Here is a 23,253-nt window from a genome sequence, read left to right as displayed (position 1 = left end):
CGCGTTTGATGTGAACAAAAACTACACATAAAAGAACAATCGCTCCCTAAGGGAAATGTGAACGGCTATTGGCGATAAACAGCGGCTAATAACCACTGCCACCTGCCAATACAGAGGGTCTAAAAAGACCGATTCACATTCACTCAAAGTGACAAGTTGTGATCGACAAGGACACTGATGCAAAAAATTTTTTTAGCTTTATTTGCGCTGTTAAGCATTTTGTTGCTGCTGTTGGGCCGAACCCAAACCGAAATATCTGAATTTATTCCCGCTGAACGCACTTTTCGAATTGGCGTTTCCAGCACGTTATTATCTTCCCCCATCATTATTGCCGATCGTTTAGGTTTCTTCGCCGACCAAGGGTTAGACGTATTGTTAGTGCCGTTTAAAGGCGGCAATGCATGCTTTAACGCACTGATGCGTTTTGATGTCGACCTCGCCACCAGCTCTGACTCGGTGGTGATGTTTAACAGTTTGGAACGCGATGATTTTGTTGTCATCGCCAGCTTCTCGCAATCGGATAATGACCTCAAACTGATCACTCGCGCCGATGAGCAACTCACCACGTTATCGCAACTTGACGGCAAAACCATTGGCATGGTGATGGGCAGTGCTAGCCAATACTTTTATGACTCGTTGCTGAAGATGAATGATATTGAGATCACCACCAATGACGTCAACATTCTGCCCAACGAACAAGGAGCGGCGTTGATGGCAAAAGCGGTTGATGCCATTGCGGTGTGGGAACCCTTTGCCTATAAGCTACACGAATCCTACCCAAACAAGACCTTTGTATTTAATACCAAAGGGTTATATGGCATCTCATTCAATTTAATTGTGAGAAAACCAGACAATGTGCAATACCAAGCGGAATCGGTGCAATTGCTGAAGGCGCTTGATCGAGCGAATGAATTTATTCTGGCCAATCCTCTGGAGGCACAACAACATATAGCCCAATACCTTAAAGTGCCATTAAAAGAAATACAGGGGTTGTGGCCAGATTATCTGTTTCGATTATCGCTCGACAACGCCTTGGTCAGTAACTTAAATGCCCAAGCGCGTTGGGCTATTCAACGACAACTCACCGCCCGCGACAATCCACCAGACTATCGCCAGTTTGTTGATCCCACAGCGTTGAACCAAGCTATCCACAAACCATTGGTACGCACAAAATGAGACTATCAAAACGCTTAAAGCTGCTTGTAGTACTGTGCATTATGCTCACCGTCATTTTGGCGCTAGCACTCTATGGTCAACGCAAAGACATGCAGCAGTCGTATAGCAAAATCAATCAGTTAATTGAGGTACAACTCACCATAGATTTGGTACGTGCCAATCTATGGTTATTACAACAGTTTCAAGATCAAAAAGCCGTTAGCGAAACCCGTTCCGCCGTTGAGCGCTTGCAGCGGATGATCGACATCACCGCCGGAATGCCGCTGAACGAATATGAAAAAAGGCTATTGCATAATATTCGCCGTCACCAACACAACATCACCTTATTGCTGCAGTTGAGTGAGAACAAATCGGACAGTCAGGGGGAAGTCAGCGCGGAAGCGACCAGCAATGCGGCACTCACAGCGCGATACAACACCATAGTGCAGTCGTTAAGTGAAGATTCTTTAAGGTTTCAACAAATTACCATTCGTAACTCGCTCGACTCGGAGAGCAAACACCTGTTCTTCAACGCCACGCTGATTTTAGCCATTGCGCTGATTGTGACGCTGTTTAGCTTGCAAACGCTGAATAGCTTCAAGCGAAAGTTTGGCATGCTCAAACACGGGATCCAAGAGTTAGCTAGAGGTGACCTTTCCAGCAAACTCAGCATGCCACCCGGCGATGAATTTGCGGAGTTGTCGGATGCATTTAATCAAATGAAACACGAGTTGATGCAGACCATGCAGCGACGTGATGAATTGCAACAAGAAGTGGAAGCACAAACCAAACAACTGATGCAACAACAAGAGAAACTTCGCCAAATGGCAGAGTACGACGACCTAACGGGGATTTATAACCGAGGCGCCGCGCAAAACTATATTTCGATCTCGCTAGAGCGTTGCAAACGGCAACAAACACAAGCGGCGGTGCTATTTATCGACCTCGATGACTTTAAGCCTATCAATGATCAATTTGGTCATAAAATTGGTGACTTCGTGCTCAAAGAATTAGCGAATCGGATGACGCACACCTTGCGAGCATCAGACATTATCGCTCGGCTAGGCGGTGATGAATTTATTATCTGGTTAGATCCGTTAAAAGACGATGAGCAGATTGCCACCGTCACGGAGAAGCTCGGCAAGCTTGGACACGACATCTACATTGAAGAGCTACAACAGATGCTGGACGTACGCATAAGTGTCGGCAGCAGCATCTATCCAGAACATGGCAGCAACATCACTGAACTGATCTCCCATGCTGATCAGCAGATGTATCAGCAAAAGAAGATCAATAAACAACAGAATCAGTTCAAACAGCCTAAAGAGGCATCAGCGGAAACGAAAAAACTGTCGCCACTTGTGTATGTGGATTTTCGCACGGACAAGTAATAACAGTGCGATAATCGCCAAGTAGATGCTGGGTTCAATAATCTCCGATTTTACCGACCAGTAATAGTGGACTCCCGCCAAGGCAATCGCTAAATACACCCAATTATGTAATTGCTGCCAACGGCGTCCCATCCGACGCTGCAATCGTTTAAAAGAGGTGACGGCCAGCGCCAGCAGGGTTAACCAGACGCTAATGCCCACCAGCAAATAAGGCCGTTGCAGCAACTCCTGCCCCACTAACTGCCAAGCAAACAGCAGATCAAAACTGACATAAGAGGCTAAATGGCAGCTGGCATAGGCGAACGACCATAAGCCTAATGGCCGCCGCAGTTGCATCAATTGGCCCTGCTTTAGCCAGCGAGCCAGCGGCGAGACCAACATGGTCAATATCAGTAAATTGAGCGCGCCTTTCCCTAAAAAGTGGATGATGTACTGCACCGGATCGCCACCAGCTTGACCACTATTCACTGTCACAAACAGCCACACCAGCGGCAAGCAAGCGAGTAAATGCACCACTGCGCGGCCAATCGCCACCGTTCGATAACTCAAGCGCACCATCAATAAAACTTCCTTAAATCTAGGTCACGATACAAGTCAGCCACTTGCTCACCGTAGCCATTAAACAGTTGGGTATCAATCCGCGCGGCAGACAACAAGCCACCACTGGCGATACGGCGCTCTGAGGCTTGCGACCAACGCGGATGATCCACTTGCGGATTCACATTGGCGTAAAAGCCATATTCCTGAGGTGCAAGTTGGTTCCAACTGGTTGGCGGCTGTTTATCCAACAGGCGAATTTTTACTATCGATTTGATGCTCTTAAAACCATATTTCCATGGCACCACTAAACGAATCGGCGCGCCGCTTTGTGGTGACAACGTTTGGTCGTACAGCCCCACCGCCAAAAACGCCAATTCATTCATCGCTTCATCTAAACGCAACCCTTCAACATAGGGATAATGAATACCTCCGCCCATTAAGCGATTACGCTGCCCCGGCATCTGTTCTGGGTCAAATAGCGTTTCAAAGGCAACATATTTGGCGCTAGGCTGCACACCAACCAATTTGAGCAAAGACGCCAGCGGAAAACCCACCCAAGGGATTACCATCGACCATGCCTCAACGCAGCGAAAACGGTAAGTGCGTTGCTCCAACGGGATTTTGGCAAACAACGCGTCGTAATCTAAGGTGAGCGGTTTATCTACCATACCTTCAATCTGCAACTGCCACGGATTCACTTTCAGCTGTTGGGCGTTGACATAAGGGTCTTGTTTACCTGTACCAAATTCATAAAAGTTATTGTGACGAATGACTTTATCGTACGGTGTGTGCTCATCAGCCGCTTGAAATTGCTGATTTGCCACACTCTGCAATGGCCGAGTAGCAAACGCCGGTGGATTATCACCAAATAGATCAAATAAGCCCGCTTGCACGTAGCCAGGAATACTGGCGGCAATACTGCCAACACCAATACTTTTAAGAATGCGCCGCCGTGCGGCAAACACCGATGCAGGTGTCACCTCACTGTCTGCAATTTGCCAAGATGGCGTCTTACTGATGCCTTTAATAAATTTTCCCCGAGTCATCACGTGTTCCTCTCTGGCTATTTTTACGGCAATACGGTCAGTTGCCATATTGGGTTCATTTACATTAGTAACAGATTTTGAACAAGCAAATATCGCCGCTAAGGATTTTATTGGCGGCCCCTTGCAACCGTCAGATCATCATGCCAATCTGGCCCTCGCGTTTTATCACAAGGAAAATCTCATGGAGCTGGCCGCTACCCTTCCCCTGCCATATCTCATCGCTTCCGTCGCCGTAGCGACCGCGCTTATTACATTCGTTATCTGTATTGTTTACTTTCGACAACGGCAACAACAAATAGTTGACCAGCAGCAACAAGTGACTGAACAAAACCAGTCTGAGTTTGCCCAACAGTACGCAGTTTTGCAGGATAAGTTAGAGGACAAAGTCAGTCTACTTGGCAAAGCTGAGGCGCAAGCAGAACGTGTACCGCAGTTGGAGCAACAACTCGCCGAGTTGCAACGTCGTTTGATGGAAGCCCAGCTTAACCTGTCGAAATCTAATGCGATGCAGCAAAGTCTGACCGCGCGCTTTGAGGCCGAGCGCCAAGCGTTGAACGACAAAATGGAGCTGTTAGAAGACAGCGAAGCGCGGCTACAAACCCAATTTGAGAACTTAGCCAATCGCATTTTTGAAGATAAAACGCAGAAGATGCGCGTCGATAACTCAGAGCAGCTCAGTGGCATTCTCGGTCCGTTCAAACAGCAGCTAGAAGGTTTCCGCCAGCAAGTGAACGAATCTTATGCCAAGGAGCAACAAGAGCGCTTTTCGCTAAAACATCAATTAGAGCAACTGCAGCAACTGAACCTGCAAATGAGCGAAGATGCCGTTAACCTCACCAAAGCGTTAAAAGGCGACAACAAAGCCCAAGGCAATTGGGGCGAAGTGATTCTGGATCGTGTATTAAGCGAAAGCGGCCTGCGCGTAGGTCATGAATATGACGTGCAGCAAGATCTGCAAAACGAAGGTGGCAAACATTTCAAACCCGATGTGATTGTGCATCTGCCCGATGAAAAAGACGTCATCATCGACTCCAAAGTGTCGCTACTGGCCTACGAGCAATATTTCAACGCCGATAACGATGAACAGCGTAATGAAGCGCTCAAACAGCACATTGCCTCTATCAGACAGCATATCAAAGGCTTAGGTCAGAAAGACTATCAACAACTGCACGGGGTGAAGAGCCTCGACTACGTGCTGATGTTCATTCCAGTCGAACCGGCGTTTTTGCTGGCGCTGGAACGCGACCCACAAATCGTCAGTTACGCGCTTGAGCACAACATTATGTTAGTAAGCCCAACCAACCTGCTAGTGGCGCTGCGCACTATCAGCAATATCTGGCGTTATGAGTATCAAAACCAGAACGCGCAGCAGATCGCCAAACAAGCGGGCCGTATCTATGACAAGTTAGTCAGTTTTGTCGATGACATGGACAAACTGGGCCGTGCCCTTGATACCGCCGATAAAAGCTTTGCCTTGGCCATGAACAAGTTAGCCAGCGGTAAAGGCAACCTGATCCGTCAAGCCCACCAACTGCAACGTATGGGCGGCGAAAGTAGTAAACAACTTGATGCGAAACTACTGGATAAAGCGCTGGATGAAAGCCATGATATATCAGACTCGGCTGCGGATAGCGCAGAGGCCAATGTCGGCAGCATAAGTCAACTTCGTCAAAATTAACGGCAATAAAGGAATGTGAAAAAGATGGATGTTGTCGCTCGCACTATTCTCTGGCGCAACCTGACTTTGGGATTGGCTTTGGCTGGCAGCGCGCTGAGCTTGACTCCCGCTACGGCGGCCGACAATAGCCAGCTGCGTAAAACCTATCTCGCAGCGCGTGAGGCGTTAGATAAAGGCCAACACGGCCAATATGACAAATTACGCGCGCAACTGGGCGACTATCCGCTCAACATCTATCTCGATTTTCATGATCAGCAAAATGAAATCCTTGCGCTGCCCGGCGATGCCGCTGTGCAAGCATTGGTGCCTTATCTAGGTTCGCCGTTATACGACACCCTCAAGCATCGCTATTTAGAAAGAGCCGCCAATCAACGCCACTGGCGTGATTTTCTGGCGGTGAGCCCCACAGCGCCGCGTTCCGATAGTTTGCAGTGTTCATTTTATGTCGCGCAGTACGAAACTGGTCAGCTAGACATGGCTTGGCAAGGCGCACAAATGCTGTGGCTAAGCGGTCAGTCACAACCCAAAGAATGCGATCCCTTGTTTGATAACTGGACCAAAGCGGGACTGCGCAGCGAGTCGTTATTATGGCAGCGCATTATCCTCAGCTTTGATAACGGCCAAAATAGCTTACTGAGCTATCTGGTGCAGCGCGCCACCAGCACCCAAAGTTACGCCAAACTGCTGTACAGCGTGTATAAAACGCCACAGCAGATCCGCGATGTCAAAAAATTCAGTCAGCCAGAGCCGGTATATGCTGAGATCGTACGCGGCGGCTTAATGCGCCTCGCGGTCAAGGATATTGAGCAAGCCGTGCGCTTATTCGATCAATATCGCGATGCAGGCCGGTTTACCGAGCTGCAACAAAAAGAGTTACAGCACTTCCTCATCTACCGCGCGTTGCTGCGCCGTGAAGACTCACTGCAACAATACGCCGACGAGCGCTTACGCCAGCAGCCAGATGACACCTTGCTTGCCATGCGTATGCGTTGGGCGATGGCTGAAGGTGATGACAAAACCGTGGCAACCTTGCTACCACTGCTCAGTGATGAAGAAAGCCAAAATGCGCGCTGGCGTTATTGGCGGGTGAAGTTACGGATTGGCACCGAATTAGATCGGCAATTGCTACTGCAAGAGCGCAACTTCTATGGATTTACTGCCGCCTACGAAGAAGGTGTCACCCCGCAGTTGCAGCTCACCGCCCTGCCCGACAAGCTTGACGAAGACAAGTTGCTCAAAGACAAAGGCATGCAACGTATTGTCGAATTGATGGCAATTGATAAAACCATCGACGCCAAATCGGAATGGCAGGATTTGATGGAGCGCCACACGCCAGAAGAACGCATTGAATATGGTCAGTATGCGCTGAAACAAGGTTGGTTCAATTTGAGCGTGGACAGCAGTATCAGCGCCAAAGCGTGGGATCATCTGGAGCTGCGTTTCCCGGTGGTGCATGCCAAACTTTATAGCAAATATGCCAAACAATTTAATGTCGATGAATATCAGTTGATGTCGATTGCCCGTCGTGAAAGCGCCTTTTACCCTTATGCCACATCAAGTGCTGGCGCGCGTGGATTTATGCAATTGATGCCAGATACTGCGCAACATACCGCTAACCGTTATAAGTTGAAGTACAACGGCACCCGCAGCTTGTACGATCCTGCCATTAATATTCCATTAGGCAGTGCTTATTTTGGTGGATTACTGAAACAGTTTAACGGCAACCGCGTGTTAGCCACCGCCGCCTACAACGCAGGGCCATATCGCATTAAGCAGTGGCTAAAACAAAGTAGCGGCAAGTTAGATGTGATGCAGTTTATTGAGTCCATCCCTTACCGAGAAACACGCGAATATGTGCAAGGCGTGTTCTCCTATCGAATGATCTACGAACAGCAACAGCAGTTGAATAAACCGTTCTTTACCAAGCAGGAATTTAGCCATACCTACTAGATAAGATAGGCGTTCAGTGAGGGCCAATGAAGTTTGAACAATTTCATTGGCCCTCACTTTTTAAGACAGCGACCAGATGTGACTGAGTGATTAGCGGCAAGCTAACGCTGAATGGTTTGCGCCGCCAATTTGCTTAACAGTAATAACGACGCGCTGTAGTAATCATCACTTTCGCTAACATGACGCTGCACGGGTTGCTCATTTAACACATCGCGCATCGCCAAAATGCCTGAAGAGGCCGCATAAGGGGCCACTTCACTGCTGCTGACATCAATCCACGCTGGCGGCGTCGCGCCACCCGCTTGCCAAAACTGCTTAATCGGCGTCAATGCGTCGTTGCTACCAAGCCCTGCCCATGGGAAATACAAGCCGATGCGCACCGCATCAAAGCTAAAGCGTGTCGGCCACTTTGGCGATGGTGACAGTTTGCCTTTATTGGTCAGCCGTAACCAATCCGACGGCAATTGCGCGTCTCCAAATTTCGCCAACGCCAACAGTTGTATGCCGCTATCGACCAATTGCTGCCAACGCGGCTGGTTATCGGTCTGGGCAAAATCAACCAGCGCGGGCATCACCCAATAGGACAAGTTGATATCGATATAACCGTTGCCATCAAAGCCGTTGAGCCCCGGCAACAACACCAAATGCCCAGCATATTCGTGCACCATATTTTCCAACACGGCAGCGCGAATACGGCGAGACGCATTGAGATAATTGGAGTTATGCCACTTGCGACCAGCGTTCAGCAGCGCCCATGCGATCAGAATATCGCCGTCGGAGGCGTTGTTGTTGTCGGCTATGGCAGGTTTGTGTTGCGGATCGTACTTCCAAGCAAACAGCGGTAAATCGTGACGGCCTAAGGTTTTGCGCGCCCATAACCACATCGCGGCGAAGCTTTGTTGGTCGTCATACGCTTGCGCCAACAACATGCCGTAACCTTGGCCTTCAGAATGGCTAATACCGTTATTGCCGGTGTCTACCACGCGGCCTTCTGCGGTCACAAAGCGTTGCTTATACTGTTGCCAATCATCATCAGCTAACAGCGAAGCGCTCAACATCAGTCCGATCATTAAGCTAATAAAACGCATTATTCCTGCCCCTGATCTTTGTAGCCAAACACCATTGGATTCCCCGCTTGCAGCAACACCACTTTGGCGCTGCTATCACCGCCTTGCTGTTCAAGAATAGCGCTATAAAACCCCTCTAACAGTAAGCTCAATGCCACAAAGGCATGACTATCACTGCGGCCAAATGGCACCGGACAATGGTGATGCTCTAAATACAACGCATCTTGTCGCAGACCAATCTCCACATAGCCCCAATCTAACTCAAACCAAAAGTCATTTAACTGCTGGTTTAGTGCGGCTAACGAAGGCTGCACCGGCAGCTTAAGCGACTGCGCCATCTGCTGCCCAGTACGCTGCATTAGGCTTTGCCGCAATGCAGCATCAACGGTGGTCAACACCTCACCGAGTGAGGCAATCATTAACCGCCACTGTTTACTGCAATGCCGTTGTTCAAAATAACGCAACGGTTGCTGCGGTAAGTTACTCACTCTTCACCCCCAACAGATACTTGAGATACAGCTGTGCGGTGGTTTCTTGGAAATTACCAAAGTTATCAAAGCCTAACTTGCCACCTAAGGTAAAGGATGATGAAAACTCATATTCGCCTTCGGCGTTCAAACTCATACCAAAGCCCGTTTTACTGTTGGCGCGGTATACCGATTGTTCAACCAAATTAAGCTGTGCCATCACATTTAACAGATTCTGTAACTGCGGATCGTTGGGAAAATACGACACCGAATCTTCGGTAAAACTTTGAAAACCAGGCGCAAAGTTCACTGAGAAGTTAAAGTTTTCGTGTCGTTCCGAATACTTCACAGGGAACGCAATCGCCACATAATCCTGTGGACTGAAATAGCCGCCATGCCCGTAGCTGTAATGGCTAAGGTTTTTATCAAACGCTTGAAAGCCCACATGCACTCCGGTTTGCAACTCACGTTCTTTGTTGTTAATCGGCCGAATGTAACCACCGAGCGCGATATCAAACGCGAGGTTGTTATCGATGTTAGTACCGGTGTACAGATAGCCACCCAAGTTGCCGTACATCCCCACCGTGCCATTATCAAAGCCTAAGCCAACATTGATACCGTTTTTGGTCACCGCACCCCAAACGTCTCCGCTCAGCGGGTCAGCCGTACCGGCGTAACTCAGCACACTGTCTTCAACCGCACGGCGCTCTACGCCTAATTTCAGTTGGGTGTTTTTGCCGATCTGCGGCTGCCAGCTTACGCCACCAACCACATTCACTTTTTCAAAGCCGAGTGGTGTGTTACCAATATCTACCGCAAAGCTGCCGATACTGTAGCCAAAGCTCAGCGCCACACCAGCATCGTGCTGTACCGGCGGATTACGCGCCGGCGCACTGGCTGAATTTAATGCTGTACGCAAGCGGCCAACTAATCGTTCAAGCGCGGCTCGGTCAAATGAACTTGAGTTGAAACCGATCCGATTCACATCAACTTGGAAAGAATCCACCGTGATAGCATTTGATGCATCATTAATCACACGTTGCAAGAATCCATCAACCGCCACTTGCTGCTGCGGCGTCAAACTGGCGACATCAATGCCGATACCTTGCAGTAAGTTTTGTCGCGTTGCCGTTTGCAAGTTTTGCCACGCGGTATCTGAATTGATCTGATACTGGATTTTTTGCAACGCAGTCATGGTGTTATCCGCCTGAGCGGCAGAGTTCAGTAACTCAGCATTGGCGTAGTTAGACGCGGCAGTTTGGATACTGTTCAGCACCGTTGGCATGTTGTCTAAATTACGGCTGAATGTCTGTTCCGCACTGGCAATTGCGCCAGTCCCCAGCTGTCCGTAGCCAGCATCAATCACACCGCCATTCAGATAGGTAGGTGTGACATCAAAATTCATACGGCCATTGCCGACCTGAATCGACAAGTTACTCGGAGTGGTAACCATTGCCATGCGGCCAAGGCCCGCTTCACCGCTACGGTTTTTGAATTCCATACCGGTCTGCACGCTGTTGGCGCGTTCATGATGAATGTCGGCCAACATGGCATCAATTTGCTGTGCCAGTGATGGCGGTACATCAGGTTGTTTGCCGTCCCAACTGGCTAACTCGGCGGTGCTAGTGTCACTGCCTGGTAACCACTGTGGTCGTTGCCACGGATTATCCGCATAGGCTTTAGCGGTGCCTTGCTGCGTAGCGCTAGCAAAGGGATTAGCAAAACCGGCGTGGCCGCCACTTGCCATGAGCCAAGGTTGCTCTGGCTCGTTTTGGAACAGTTGCTTTCTGGATTGTTGTAACAGCTTCACGGCGCGACTATCGTTGCCCTCGGCGCGCGCCACTTTGGCAGCCAGCAGCAACATCTCTGGCCGTTGTGCTTTATTGCGGTCGAATGCATCGACCATTTGACGCGCTTGGCGCACTTGGTTAATGGCAATCGCCGTTTCAACCGCACCTTTGATAGCATCGTCACTGTTAGGATGATGCTGCGCCGCGTAACGGTAGATCTGCAGTGATTTTTGTCCCTTGTCACCAGAGAGATACAAACGTGCCATCGCCAGCAGCAAGCTTTCATCTTCTGGCGCAACGCGCAGCCGTTGGGCTAGCAGGTCGTAGGCTTCGGCATATTGCTCGTGCTCACGCAATTTATCGGCTTTGGCTACCGCAATGGCATTGCGGATCTTGTCGATCGCTTGCCAATCTGCAGGCGCTAAATCGCGCCGTTGGCTCAAACGCAGTAACAGCGCTTCCGCTTCTTCATCGGCACCTGATTTGATCATCACCAAAATTTGTTGCAGATAGTCACCCACCGCAGCCGTCGGTGGCTGTTGATTGTGTTGGCGGATGAGTAACAACGCCATGGCGGCTTCACCGTTATTAGACAGCACATCGGCCACCTGCCCCACACCTGCGGCGGACTTCGGCGGGTGATTGTACAGATCCATCATCAGCTCGCGGCTACCTTCACGATCACCCACTTGCTGACGGCGTTCAATCTCCGCCAAGCGCGCGGCTAATGTCAGGCTTTCCATCAAACTGTCCTGCGCCGCATTGCGTTTTGTTGCGGGGATCTGCTGTAACTGTTTGATGGCTTCATCCCAGCGTTGCTGGTCTTTGGCAAATAGCGCAGCAACATAATAATCGTCGTTACTGGCAAACTCTTGGGCACCACGGTCCATTAACAGTTTGGCCGCCAGACTACGCCCACTGCGATCAAGCAAACGAGCTAAATCTAACCTTACCCAAGGGTTTTCTGGTGCCAGCGTTGCCGCTTGACGCAAAGTAGCCTCAGCGAGCACTTCTGGTTCAGACGCAGCGCGATCGCGCAACATCATCGCTTGGCTGGCGGCAAAATCGCCCAGATCACTTTGTGCGGTTTTGGGTAGTTGCTCTGCTAATGTGCTGGCTTCATCCCAGCGCTGTTGCTGACGCAGCACGTTGACTAAACCAACGCGCGCGGGCAGATCTTTATCATTGGCTTGCAGCAATTTGCGATAGACCACTTCGGCATCATTCAGGCGCTGCTGCTTTTGCAGGATCTCACCTTGCAGCAGCTGAGCATCTCGGGCATTTGCATTGTCGCCCGTTGCCAACGGTTGTAACAGCGCTAACGCTTTCTGGTGTTCGCCTGCATCTTCTAGTGCCCTTGCTTTGGCAAGCTCACTGTAAAACGCTGCACTTTGGTAAGCCTGTTGCCACTGATTTTTCTTGGCTGGTGACAGTTTTATCGCTTGTGCCAACTGGCTCGCTGCGGCGTCAAATTGCTTGCGTTGCAAGGCAATTAATCCTAAACCAGCAATCGCGTCGGCATCTTGTTTGTTAATCGCCAAGGCGGCTTTGAAGGAGGTATTGGCGTTGGTTAAACTGCCCGCACGTAACTCACGGTAGCCAAGGGCACGATAGCGATCCGCCTGCTGGGTTGGCGTTAAGGTGGTTTTCTTCTTGTAGTATTCTGCCACCGCCACGTCATCGGCGTGCGTTTGTAGATAGTTATCGTACAGCGCTTTGTCATCTTGGCTGGCGGCTAACCACAATAACGCATTGCGCCATGCTTTGTTGGCATCTGCATCTTGCGCCGCATAGTTGGATAACAATTTGATACCAGCACGGCGCGTATCTTCGCGATATGTTAGCACTTCAGCATATGCCACCGCAGTGCGCACGCTGTTAGGCTGCGCCTTAGCCAACTGCTCCAAGCCAGATTTGGCTGCGGGCCAGCCATCTTTGGTTGCTGACAAGGTTTGATAATACTCAATTGCCAAACTGGCCGGTGGTTGCACGCCGCTAAACAAACTTTGATATTTAGCCACCGCCTCATCATATTGACCATTGGCCGATAACAAACGCGCGACCTTGAGCGCGCCACTATCGGCACTAGCGGCTTGGGCGATGTTAAGTTCTTGCAGATGCGGATCGTTCGGCGCGACTTGGCGTAAATGTTCCGCTAGGCGAGTCGCTTCGGCACTGTTGCCTTCCAAGTTAGCTATCAACGCTAGGCGATACAGGGCCTCAGCATTATTGGGCGCGGCTAATAACACGCGGTTTAATGCGTCTTTCGCCAGATCTTGCCGTTGTTTGCCTTGCCAGAATTCAGCCTGCTGAAACAGCGCTTGGATCTCCGGTGTCGCCACATCAGTATCGGCAGCCATGGCGGCGTGCACTGACGCAGCTAAGGTTGATACACCAAAAGTTAGCAGGAGTAATTTATTCATGATGTTGTGGTTCCACCTTAGATAACCGTTCATGGGCATGTCGACGTAGCATTGGATAAAGCAAGGTGGCACCCAACAAAATGCCGCCTAACATCAGCACCAATAACAACAAAACGTGACGACCAAAGTACCAGCGCAGACTCATGTCCCAATTCATTGCGCCACTACCATTAGTCGGCCCGACACGAAACGCTTTCAGTTGTTGGCCGTTAAACACCAGCAGATCGCCATGGGCAATCTTCGAGGCTTGTGGCGATGCCAACGCGCTCACCAGTTGCGGTAACTGCTCGGTTTGATTGTCGGTTGCCACCACCACCACTCGCTGGCTATTCAGGGGCGACAGAAAGCTCAACACACCAGTAAAGCCTTGTTGACCATCGAGTTGGCGCTTGGCCGATTTCTCTTGGCGGCCCCAATCACCGGCGATGATGTTGCTCCAACTGCTGGACAAACTGGATGGGGCAAGCGACACCTTATCGCCCGCGATATAAAACTGTGACCCTGCCAATGACGTTGCTACCGATTGGCTACCGCCAACCACCAGCACGTCTTTATCTTTCATGCTTGCCGCACGTTCAAAGCCACGTTGTACCGTCACTTTGTAGGCTGGCAGCCCTGTGGATTGCCCCATACGCGCCATCAAGCCGAGGAAAGTTTCTAGCTCGCTGTTTGCCGGTGTTGCTGGCAACATCACTAGGGTTTGCGATAGATCTGCCATGCGGGTAAATGGAAAACCTGAGCTGACGAAGTAGGACAGGTTTGGCAACGCAGTGAAGTGTTCGGAACCGGAGAAATCGATGGTCGAACTCGGCAGCACACGGCTGATGATGTTGCTACCAATGGTCTGCTGGCAATCGCTGTCGGGATGCACTCGCAGATCAAAATAGAATTCCAGTTTGTTTTCGCCATACAGCAGATACGGCGGGATCTCGATAATCGCACGTTGCTGGCGAATATCGTTGCCAAGTAGGTGCATCACCGATGCCCACACGCCAACACTGTTCACTGGCAATGAGGTGAGATATTTGCCGTTAAGCGTCACGCTCAATTTAGAGCGGCGTTCATCGAGCCATTCGCCTTCAGGAAACAGATACTGCACTTCCATCTTCATCGGCTTGTTGCGCCAGCGGAAGATGTCTGGCGGTGCGCGGAAGTTAACTTCATTGGCGCCGTGATAGATGCCCTTGGCGGTGAGCGATAGATCGTCGGTCAGCTCACCTAGCGTTACCCGCTTACCGGTGGACACCCAGTTGGGTGCATCGTTTGCTACGCGAGCAGGCAAACTGATTGGGCGTACTGGTTGCAGTTCCCCGTTCAATGGCGCGCCGCTGACCAGATACTCTGCGGCTTGTTTTAGCTCAGCGCCATCGCGGCCCATGACCACCAACACCTTGTACATCGGCGTCAACGGGTTATTAATCAGGCGCAGCTCAGGCCCGTTTGCGGGTGATAATGTCATTCCCGCCAACTGATTGCCAATCACAAACGCAATGGTGTTTTGCTCTGGCAAGCGGTCATTCACTACGGGAAAATTGACCGAGCGGAACCGCGCTAAACTGCCGAAATAGGAAGCTACAATGGCGCTGCTTTCATACACCTGCTGGCTAGCATTGTTAGCGATGACCATCGGAATGGTGGCAGAACGCATCATGCCATTATCAAAAAACGGTGCTGGGAAATCGGCTAAGTTATTGGGTCGCGCTAAACGCAGCAAGGTCAAGCTAATGGCTGATTGGTTGTCGATCAGCACTTCATTGCGGTGCTTAGCGGTCAAATCTTCCGTAGTACAGGTAATTGACTCTTGGCCGCTAATGCGGAATGTCAGGTCGTTTTCGCTGACGATTAGCGCCGGTTGCAACGGAATGTCCGTGGTAAAACCGTCGGCGCTAAAGGTATCTAACTCAATATTTTTCAGATGTTGGCCGTTTAACAACACTTCCAGAAAGGTGTCTTTCGGAAATTGTGATTCTGGGTAGCTGAGCGACAGTTTCAATGATGCCGCCGTTGCGACTTCGTCTTTGCGAATCGAAAAGTGCGCGCCGATATCGTTGCCGTTACCGCTGACCGATACTGGGCCAAAGAAGCCCGCATCTTGCAACGTAATTTGCTGAGTCACCGGTACCTCTGCGGCCCACGCGCGGTTAGCAACAATAGCCACCGCCAACCCGGTTAGCGCGATAAAGGCCAAGCGGAATTTCCAACTACCGAACAAACTGCGGCGCCAGCGTAGCCAACCGCTATTGGTCGAACCGGAAGAGAACAAACTCATCACCGCCTTTAACACATAGCCAAATGAGCGGAACGGATTGTCAGCCGGATGTTGATGATCCGCCACCCACGCATCGGCGCGGCCCATCACCACATTGACCAGTTTCCTACGTTGGCGAATAGGCAGATCGCGAAAGTGAAACCGCAGATAATGTGCATCACCGGAGACGAAGCTGACAGGAAATAACAACGCTTTACCGTCAAAGTTGATTTCAATCTCTTCCACCACCGCATCTTTCATCGCCGCTGCTGCTGGATTTCTCAGGCGGATCCCGCCCATCGACAAATCGCAGGTTTGTGAGCGTAAGGTGTAACCGTTTGACAGATATAACACCGCAGGCAGCTCGATGTTTACTCGCACCGTGTTGCGCACTTGTTTGGCTTCTCGTGCCACCGCCACTGCAGCCAACAGAATAATCACGTTGAGCCCGGCCCACATCAAGTTAAGCCCGAGCACAAACGGCTGAATCGCAAAATCTTCGCTAAACACCATGCGCACTGCGCCCCAAGAGATCCCCGCCAGCAGCAGTGCCACCGTCACTAAATGGGGTTTTACCGCTTCATAATCAAAGTAACCGTCGCGCAGCAAACCGCCCTTTTCAGTCACGTTGAACTTACCTTTTGAAGGGTCCCACAACGATGCTAAGGTCGGCCGAATCAAAGCAAACGCCAACACGGTTTCATAGATCTCGCCCCAAAAGCTGTAGCGATAACGCCCCTGTAAAATGGAGTTGGTATACATGGCGTGGAACAGGTGCGGCAGCGCATAGGCCAGCAAGAGTTCTGGCGAGGCCGCAATAATATTCAAGCCAAACAGCAGATACGCTAACGGCGCGGTGATAAACACAAAGCGCGGCAGCGGAAATTGAAAGTGCATCATGGCGTTGAGGTAACATAAGCGCTGACCAAACTTCAGCCCTTTGCCAAACAACGGATTGTCCACTCGGAAAATCTGACACATGCCACGCGCCCAACGCGCCCGCTGGCCGATATGCAGTGATAAACGCTCGGTTGCTAGCCCTGCCGCCAGTGGAATATCCAAAAATGCGGTATCCCAGCCTTTACGCTGCAACTGCAACGCGGTGTGCGCATCTTCGGTAACGGTTTGCGTTGCAAAGCCATTGGTGTCATCCAAAGCGGTACGGCGAATCACTGCACAAGAACCGCAGAAAAACGCCGCATTCCAAAAGTCGTTACCTTTTTGTACCGGACCATAGAACAGTTCACCCTCGCCTGGCATGTCGATGGCGGTATGCAGGTTTCGTTCAAACGGATCTGGCGAATAAAAGTGATGCGGCGTTTGCAGTAGCGCTAACTTAGGCTCTTTCAAAAATGCGCCCACGGTGGCCTGCAAAAACATCCGCGTGGCGACGTGGTCACAGTCAAAAATACAGATAAGCTCACCGCTGGTGAGTTTCATGGCATTATTGAGGTTACCCGCCTTAGCGTGATTGTTGTCGTTACGGGTGATATAACCCACGCCCGCCGCCGAGGCAAACGCGCCAAACTCAGGGCGACGACCATCGTCCAGCAAGTAAACGCGCAATTTGTCTTTCGGATAATCTAAGTTCAGCGCCGCCAGCACGGTATCTTGCACAATAGCTAAGCTTTCGTTGTAGGTGGGCACATACACATCGACCGTTGGCCATAAGCGACTATCCGCTGGTAGCGGCACAATTTTACGCTCCAACGGCCAAACGGTTTGAAAGAAACCAAGCACCAAAATCAGCCACGCATACACTTCTGCTAGCAACAAACCGATACCAAGCACGGTTTCTATCGGCGTGCTATATACCAGCGTGTCCGTCGCGCGCCAATAGAGATAGCGGGTCGATATCACCACGCTGACCATCAGCAGTACCAGCCGTGCCCAAGGCGATTGAATGCGACCAATCACCAAACACAGAATAATGCCAGACACAGCAAAAAGTGTTTGATTTTCCATATCTAATGGCGTGGTCACGATAAGCACGACAATGCATAAAAGCGCAATGACAGCAATAAGGTTCCACACCTTCAGCCAGCTAAAGGTCTTAGTTTGTTGTTCCATGGGCTTATCTCAGCGAGAACTTCATTGAATCATGACCATAGGCGTCAGGTAACGCCCGGCTGATACTGCGGGCAATATCTTCTAAATCTTGAATCACTGCCGAGGTTGGCGCGTATTCAAAAATCGACTGTTTCGACGCCGTGGCTTCGGGTACTGCTTCATCTCGGTGCACGCGGCCGAGCAATGCCGCCCCTAAGCGCTGTTCGAAAAATTCAGTACAATCGCGATTCAATCGGCTACGAATATAGACTTGGTTAATCACATATAAGGCACGCTGCGCCACATCGGCACCGAGATAGTTTTCTTGCGCCACTAACGGCAAGGTGGCGGCAGAGCTGCCATCGGCCATCATCACCACAATGCCCAAACCTGCCATACGTTTTACCGCATCTAACCCCGAACTTGGGCCAGATGGCAGATCCACCAAGGTGACGCAGCCAGGTTGATGTAACAGTGAACCTAAGCGCAGCTCAAGAAAATCTGGCTCTTGGCGCAATAGTGCATTAAAGCCCTCACGCTGGGCCCGCGTTGCTTGCCCATAAGGCAGCAGCCCCACGCCGCTCGGCGTTTCAATAATATGCTCACGCCAATCACTATTATGCTGCGACTGCGCCACCACGCCGCGATGTTCGCCAACCGCTAAGCCCATATGTAAGCGCAGCGTGTTTTGCACATCGAGATCTAACACCACCACTTGATGGCCTAAACGCTGTAAGGCATACGCCAAATTAGCGGTCAACGTGGTACGGCCCACACCACCTTTAGGCGAGGTTAAATATACGAGGTTCATCGGCTAACCTTCTTGAGAATACTGCTGAGATCACTGGCTGGAGTGTTCGAGGCTGAGGTTTCTGGGGCGGTGGCGTCTGTTGTTGGCACCACGGGTTCATCTGTGACTGCTGACGCAGTGGGTTGAGCTTGAGTGACGGATGTTGGCTGCGGTGTGGTCCATTTAGCTGACCGAGGGGCTTTAGGCTGCTCTACACCGTGAAGTAACTCATTCAATAGTGCCCATGATGATGAGAAGGTAATCGGCTTATCATTAAACGTCTGAAAATCGAGTTCTTTTTGCGCGATCTTTGACTTCAATGCCGCGACATCATCATAGCTATTCATAAGTTATCTCATCCCAAATTAAGCTTTCCTTAGCTGTATAAGCAATGTCACGACTCATCAAAATCGTAACCAAAATTCAAAGCGTCAATTTTCTGACACACAACAATAGGACGTATATTAAACAATTCTGAAAATCTGTAAATACCTATTTTCAATATCGTTATATTTCTTAACGATGCAGCTAACGCTACTCATCCAGCATCTGCCGAATTGGCGAAAAAGTAATTAAGTAATTTTTTTGACGGATTTTGTACAACTAGATAGTGAAAATGGCAGCAAAGCCGATAGAGGAAAGCAACAATAAACCGAGAGTAGCGGCGCAATCAATTCATGGTTATTTTACTGAGTTTTAACGTCAAGTTACTGATTGCAAAACTATACTGTGATCACTTCGTTTAACCATCTTAGGACGTACTGATGCCGCAACAAACGATAGACGCCATTACTGCGCAGTTACAGAAGGTGCTGATTGGTAAACCCCGAGTCGTCAAATTAGCGCTCGCCTGTATCCTTGCTCGTGGACATCTGCTGATTGAAGACCTGCCCGGCATGGGCAAAACCAGTCTATCGCAAGCGTTAGCGCAGACCCTTGGTATGAGCCATCAACGCATTCAGTTCACCAGCGATATGCTGCCGGCCGATATTCTTGGTGTGTCGATTTTTGATAAGCAGCAGGCGGAGTTTGTGTTTCATCCGGGGCCGATCTTTCGTCAGATGATTCTGGCCGATGAGATCAACCGCGCCAGCCCCAAAACTCAAAGTGCATTGTTAGAAGCGATGGCCGAGCAGCAGATCACCGTGGATGGCGTCACCCATCATCTACCCAAGCCGTTTTTTGTGATTGCCACGCAAAACCCCACTGAGCAATCTGGCACCTTTCCGCTGCCGGAATCGCAGCTTGACCGCTTTATGATGCGCTTATCGATTGGCTATCCCTCAGAGGAAGCCGAACTCGCCATGCTAAAGGGCGATACCATTAAAACCTTGCCGCAATGTATCGACCCGATCAGTTTGAACGAGATGCAGCAGCAGTGTGATGCTGTGACCGCGTCCGACGCACTGCTCAATTATTTGTTAGCGCTGATCAACGCCTCACGCCAATTGAATGAAGGTTATGGCCTGTCACCCAGAGCCAGCAAAGCTCTATTAGCGGCAGCAAAAGCATGGGCGTTTTTAGAGGGACGTCATTATCTGGTGCCGGAGGATGTGCAAGCGGTATTTACCCCGGTTGCCGAGCACCGTATTCGCCAAACCAGTCAAGCGCAGGGCGAGCAACTCTCGGCCAAGTTGCTCGCTGCTGTCAATCCGATTCGGTGAGCCGATGCCAGTCATGCTGAAGCAGTGGTTCAACCGTTGGCTTAATCAACGTATTCCAGCGGCTGAGCAGCAAACCTTAAGCCATCGCAGTATTTTTATTCTGCCGAGCGGTTTTGGTCTGCTGTGGATCATGCTGGTGGTGTTGCTATTTCTGTTTGGCACTAACTACCAAAACAACTTGGTGATCGGCATGGCGCTGTTGCTGGCGAGTATCTTTGTTAGCACGATTTTGCACAGCTACCGTAATCTCGCCGGTCTGACCGTTATTTCGGCAGGCACTGCTCACACCTATGCTGGTCAGCAACTGTCAATCCCGCTAAAACTCAGCGCCGAACGACCACTGTTTCAACTGCAACTGTCATTTCAGCCTGAAAACCCGCTACGCGTGGCGGAAGTCACCGCAGAGCCTCAGCAACGAGTGGTGGCGCTACAAACAGATCATCGTGGGCGGCTCAATCCTGGCCGGTTAAGGATTGAATCGCGCTATCCGCTCGGTTTGTGCCGAGTGTGGTCTTGGCTCGATCTCAACACGCATCATATCGTGTTCCCCACTCACGCCCGTGGTCAACAACCGCTGAGTCGTTTGGATGACGATATGGGGAGCACTGGCAAACAGCTCAGTGGTGTTGAGGAATACGCCGGCCTGCGTAACTACATTCCCGGCGAATCACTCAAGCAAGTGGCTTGGAAACAATGGGCGCAGGAGCGCGGCATGTTATCCAAAGAGTTCACCACGCCCGCAGGCGAGCCAGTGTGGCTGACGCTGGCCGCCAATCTCAATCAGCAGCAACTGGAACAGCAACTATCGTTACTGTGTTATCAAGTGGATGAACTCGCCAAGCAACCGAATCAATATTGGGGCTTGGCACTGGGGCCATTACGCATCGCGCCCAATCAAGGGCAAGCCCATCGACTACAATGCCTCACCGCTTTGGCGTGTTATCAACAGGAGCGCCTATGAGCGAGGCAACCGACAACATTAGCCGCCATACGCTGTCATGGCTGTTGCTGTGTAACATCGCAGTATTGCTGCCATTAATTGATAAAGCAGCGGTGGCCACGTTAGGCATTTGTGGCATCTGTTTTGTTTGGCGCATTGGTATCTACTTCGGCCGCGTTGCCAAACCGCCACGCTGGTTGGTGACCACCTTAGCCATCGCCGCCGGCTCCACGTTGCTATTAGTTAGCCGCGAGATCGGTATGCTCAACGCGCTGATCAATCTGCTGATCTTAGGCTACGCCCTGAAATACATTGAGATGCGCGAACGGCGCGATATTCTCGCCATTGTGCTGGCGGGGTACTTTCTTATTGCCCTCGCCTTTATTGATAAACAAGGCATCAGCGATGCGTTACTAAGTTTGCTGGTGTGTGCCATCAATACCGCCACCTTGCTCAGCGTGTACCGCGGCCAACAAGCGTGGTTACTGCAAGGTCGACAAGCGCTGATATTGATGCTGCAAAGTCTGCCGCTGGCGGTAGCCTTGTTTGTGATTTTGCCGCGGTTGTCGCCGCTGTGGTTAGTGCCGCAAAGTAAAAGCGCTACTACGGGGCTTTCAGATCAACTGCGTATTGGTGACATCACCCAACTGACCCGCTCACAAGCGCTGGCATTTCGCGTCACCTTTGATGGCAAAGCTCCTGCCGCGCCGCAGCGCTATTGGCGCGCTATGGTGCTGAGCGATTATGACGGTCAAACATGGCAACAAGCGGCCGATGTGCGCGACATCAACTGGTACCGCCCGTACGCCATTAAAGAAGCGCTGGCGCCCACCACTGGCGCAACATTAAATTACACCGTCATTGCCGAGCGTAGCAGCCAGCATTGGCTGTTTGCGTTAGATCGCGCCACCAGCAGTACCCGCGCCGTGAAAAACTTAACCGATTATCGGCTCGTCGCGCTCAAACCTGTGGAGCAGCAATTCCAATACCAAGTACAAAGCCAACTGGATGCCGCACTAGACGACCCGCTGTCGGCAAGCACACTGCGAGAAAACTTAGCCATACCGCAAGATCGTAACCCCCAAACCTTAGCGTTAGCGCAGCAACTCAAAGCGCAGTATCCCGAGCCGCGTCAACGCCTCGCCGCCATGATGCAACTGTTCAACCAGCAACCGTTTTACTACACCTTGTCACCACAACCGCTCGGGCAAAATCAGTTAGATGATTTTCTATTTAGCACGCGCCAAGGGTTCTGCGTGCATTACGCCAGTGCCTTTACCATGCTGGCGCGCGCCTCCGGGTTACCGGCACGGATTGTTGCCGGTTATCAAGGTGGCATTTACAACGCCAGCGCGGGTTATATGTCAGTGTATCAATACATGGCGCACGCATGGGCAGAGGTTTGGCTCGACGGCCAAGGCTGGGTACGTTATGACCCAACGGCGATGATTGCACCAGAGCGCATCGAACAAGGCTTTGATAGCCTCTTTAGCCCAGAAGAAAGCTACTTGGCGGATGCCAGTTTTAGCGCTATTCGCAATAGCAGTTGGTTTAATGCGTTACGGCAGCAGTTTGCTAACCTTGATTACTATTGGACCGTATGGGTGCTCGGTTTTAATGAACAGCGCCAACAGCAACTGCTCGCCAAATTGCTCGGCGAAGTGACGCCACTGCGCATCGCGTTATTTATGATCAGTGTCATCACCATCGTGCTGTTAGTGATCGCTTGGTCAACGGGATTATTGCGCCTGCCGAGCCGACAATCAGTGGTCGACCGCCACTTTAACGCTGTTGCCAAAGCCAGTGCCAAAGCGGGCATAAAACGCGAATTAGCCATGGGGCCGATGGATTTTACCGCCTTATTGCAGCACCACTGGCCGCAGTATCACGCGCAATTGGATGACTGGAATAACTGCTACTTACAGTTGAAATACCAAAGTCTATCAACAAATGAATTGAAAGCTATCACATTAAAATTCACCAATAAAAGCAAAGAGATTATTAAAATCATCTCACGCGACCCAGCAGCCAATTAGCAACTAGAATCAATTAAGT

15 protein-coding genes are annotated in these 23,253 nt (G+C 50.7%); 7 read left to right on the top strand and 8 right to left on the bottom strand.

Features of this window, described 5'->3' with window-relative positions:
- The first annotated feature begins 177 nt into the window (after positions 1 to 177).
- Positions 178 to 1,176: an ABC transporter substrate-binding protein gene (locus L9G74_RS18305; RefSeq protein ID WP_238898216.1), complete on the top strand. Its 999-nt coding sequence runs from the start codon at positions 178 to 180 to the stop codon at positions 1,174 to 1,176.
- Complete coding sequence (locus L9G74_RS18300; RefSeq protein ID WP_238898215.1) at positions 1,173 to 2,546, top strand: diguanylate cyclase; 1,374 nt, start codon at positions 1,173 to 1,175, stop codon at positions 2,544 to 2,546. The genes L9G74_RS18305 and L9G74_RS18300 overlap by 4 nt, the downstream gene beginning before the upstream one ends.
- On the opposite strand, the gene msrQ is transcribed toward L9G74_RS18300, so the two are convergent.
- A complete protein-coding gene (msrQ, locus tag L9G74_RS18295) occupies positions 2,487 to 3,104 on the bottom strand; it encodes a protein-methionine-sulfoxide reductase heme-binding subunit MsrQ (RefSeq protein ID WP_238898214.1) in 618 nt (205 codons plus the stop codon). The two genes, L9G74_RS18300 and msrQ, sit on opposite strands and share 60 nt — an antisense overlap.
- Positions 3,104 to 4,135 carry a protein-methionine-sulfoxide reductase catalytic subunit MsrP gene (msrP, locus tag L9G74_RS18290; protein WP_438944589.1) on the bottom strand — a complete coding sequence of 344 codons (1,032 nt, stop codon included), beginning with the start codon at positions 4,133 to 4,135 and terminating at the stop codon, positions 3,104 to 3,106. The genes msrQ and msrP overlap by 1 nt, the downstream gene beginning before the upstream one ends.
- Positions 4,136 to 4,313: 178 nt before the next feature.
- Between msrP and rmuC the strand changes: the two genes are divergently transcribed.
- The gene (gene rmuC, locus L9G74_RS18285; RefSeq protein ID WP_238898213.1) at positions 4,314 to 5,810 is read left to right on the top strand and encodes a DNA recombination protein RmuC; all 1,497 of its coding nucleotides are present in this window, start codon (positions 4,314 to 4,316) and stop codon (positions 5,808 to 5,810) included.
- Positions 5,811 to 5,834: 24 nt separating this feature from the next.
- Entirely contained in the window at positions 5,835 to 7,760 is a 1,926-nt protein-coding gene (locus tag L9G74_RS18280; protein WP_238898212.1) for a transglycosylase SLT domain-containing protein, read from the top strand.
- Between the two features lie 101 nt (positions 7,761 to 7,861).
- Here L9G74_RS18280 and L9G74_RS18275 read toward each other — a convergent pair whose 3' ends face one another.
- The 6 genes from L9G74_RS18275 to bcsO are packed head-to-tail and all read right to left on the bottom strand — an operon-like array spanning position 7,862 to position 18,941.
- The gene (locus L9G74_RS18275) at positions 7,862 to 8,818 is read right to left on the bottom strand and encodes a family 8 glycosyl hydrolase (protein ID WP_238898211.1); all 957 of its coding nucleotides are present in this window, start codon (positions 8,816 to 8,818) and stop codon (positions 7,862 to 7,864) included.
- A 29-nt stretch (positions 8,819 to 8,847) separates the two neighbouring features.
- Positions 8,848 to 9,315: a cellulose biosynthesis protein BcsD gene (bcsD, locus tag L9G74_RS18270; RefSeq protein ID WP_238898210.1), complete on the bottom strand. Its 468-nt coding sequence runs from the start codon at positions 9,313 to 9,315 to the stop codon at positions 8,848 to 8,850.
- Complete coding sequence (locus L9G74_RS18265; RefSeq protein ID WP_238898209.1) at positions 9,308 to 13,507, bottom strand: cellulose biosynthesis protein BcsC; 4,200 nt, start codon at positions 13,505 to 13,507, stop codon at positions 9,308 to 9,310. The genes bcsD and L9G74_RS18265 overlap by 8 nt, the downstream gene beginning before the upstream one ends.
- The gene (gene bcsA / locus L9G74_RS18260) at positions 13,500 to 17,825 is read right to left on the bottom strand and encodes a UDP-forming cellulose synthase catalytic subunit (RefSeq protein ID WP_238898208.1); all 4,326 of its coding nucleotides are present in this window, start codon (positions 17,823 to 17,825) and stop codon (positions 13,500 to 13,502) included. Before bcsA ends, L9G74_RS18265 begins: the two co-directional genes overlap by 8 nt.
- Positions 17,826 to 17,829: 4 nt before the next feature.
- A complete protein-coding gene (gene bcsQ, locus L9G74_RS18255) occupies positions 17,830 to 18,615 on the bottom strand; it encodes a cellulose biosynthesis protein BcsQ (RefSeq protein ID WP_238898207.1) in 786 nt (261 codons plus the stop codon).
- Entirely contained in the window at positions 18,612 to 18,941 is a 330-nt protein-coding gene (gene bcsO / locus L9G74_RS18250; RefSeq protein WP_238898206.1) for a cellulose biosynthesis protein BcsO, read from the bottom strand. The genes bcsQ and bcsO overlap by 4 nt, the downstream gene beginning before the upstream one ends.
- 417 nt (positions 18,942 to 19,358) lie before the next feature.
- Between bcsO and L9G74_RS18245 the strand changes: the two genes are divergently transcribed.
- The 3 genes from L9G74_RS18245 to L9G74_RS18235 are packed head-to-tail and all read left to right on the top strand — an operon-like array spanning position 19,359 to position 23,234.
- Entirely contained in the window at positions 19,359 to 20,258 is a 900-nt protein-coding gene (locus tag L9G74_RS18245; protein WP_238898205.1) for an AAA family ATPase, read from the top strand.
- A 4-nt stretch (positions 20,259 to 20,262) separates the two neighbouring features.
- Positions 20,263 to 21,219, top strand: a complete 957-nt coding sequence (locus L9G74_RS18240; RefSeq protein ID WP_238898204.1) for a DUF58 domain-containing protein — start codon at positions 20,263 to 20,265, stop codon at positions 21,217 to 21,219.
- Positions 21,216 to 23,234, top strand: a complete 2,019-nt coding sequence (locus tag L9G74_RS18235; RefSeq protein ID WP_238898203.1) for a transglutaminase TgpA family protein — start codon at positions 21,216 to 21,218, stop codon at positions 23,232 to 23,234. The genes L9G74_RS18240 and L9G74_RS18235 overlap by 4 nt, the downstream gene beginning before the upstream one ends.
- Positions 23,235 to 23,253 lie beyond the last annotated feature (19 nt).

This window comes from Shewanella electrica (assembly GCF_022321485.1).
Taxonomy (GTDB): Bacteria; Pseudomonadota; Gammaproteobacteria; order Enterobacterales; family Shewanellaceae; genus Shewanella; species Shewanella electrica.
This window is presented reverse-complemented; position numbering and strand designations above follow the sequence as displayed.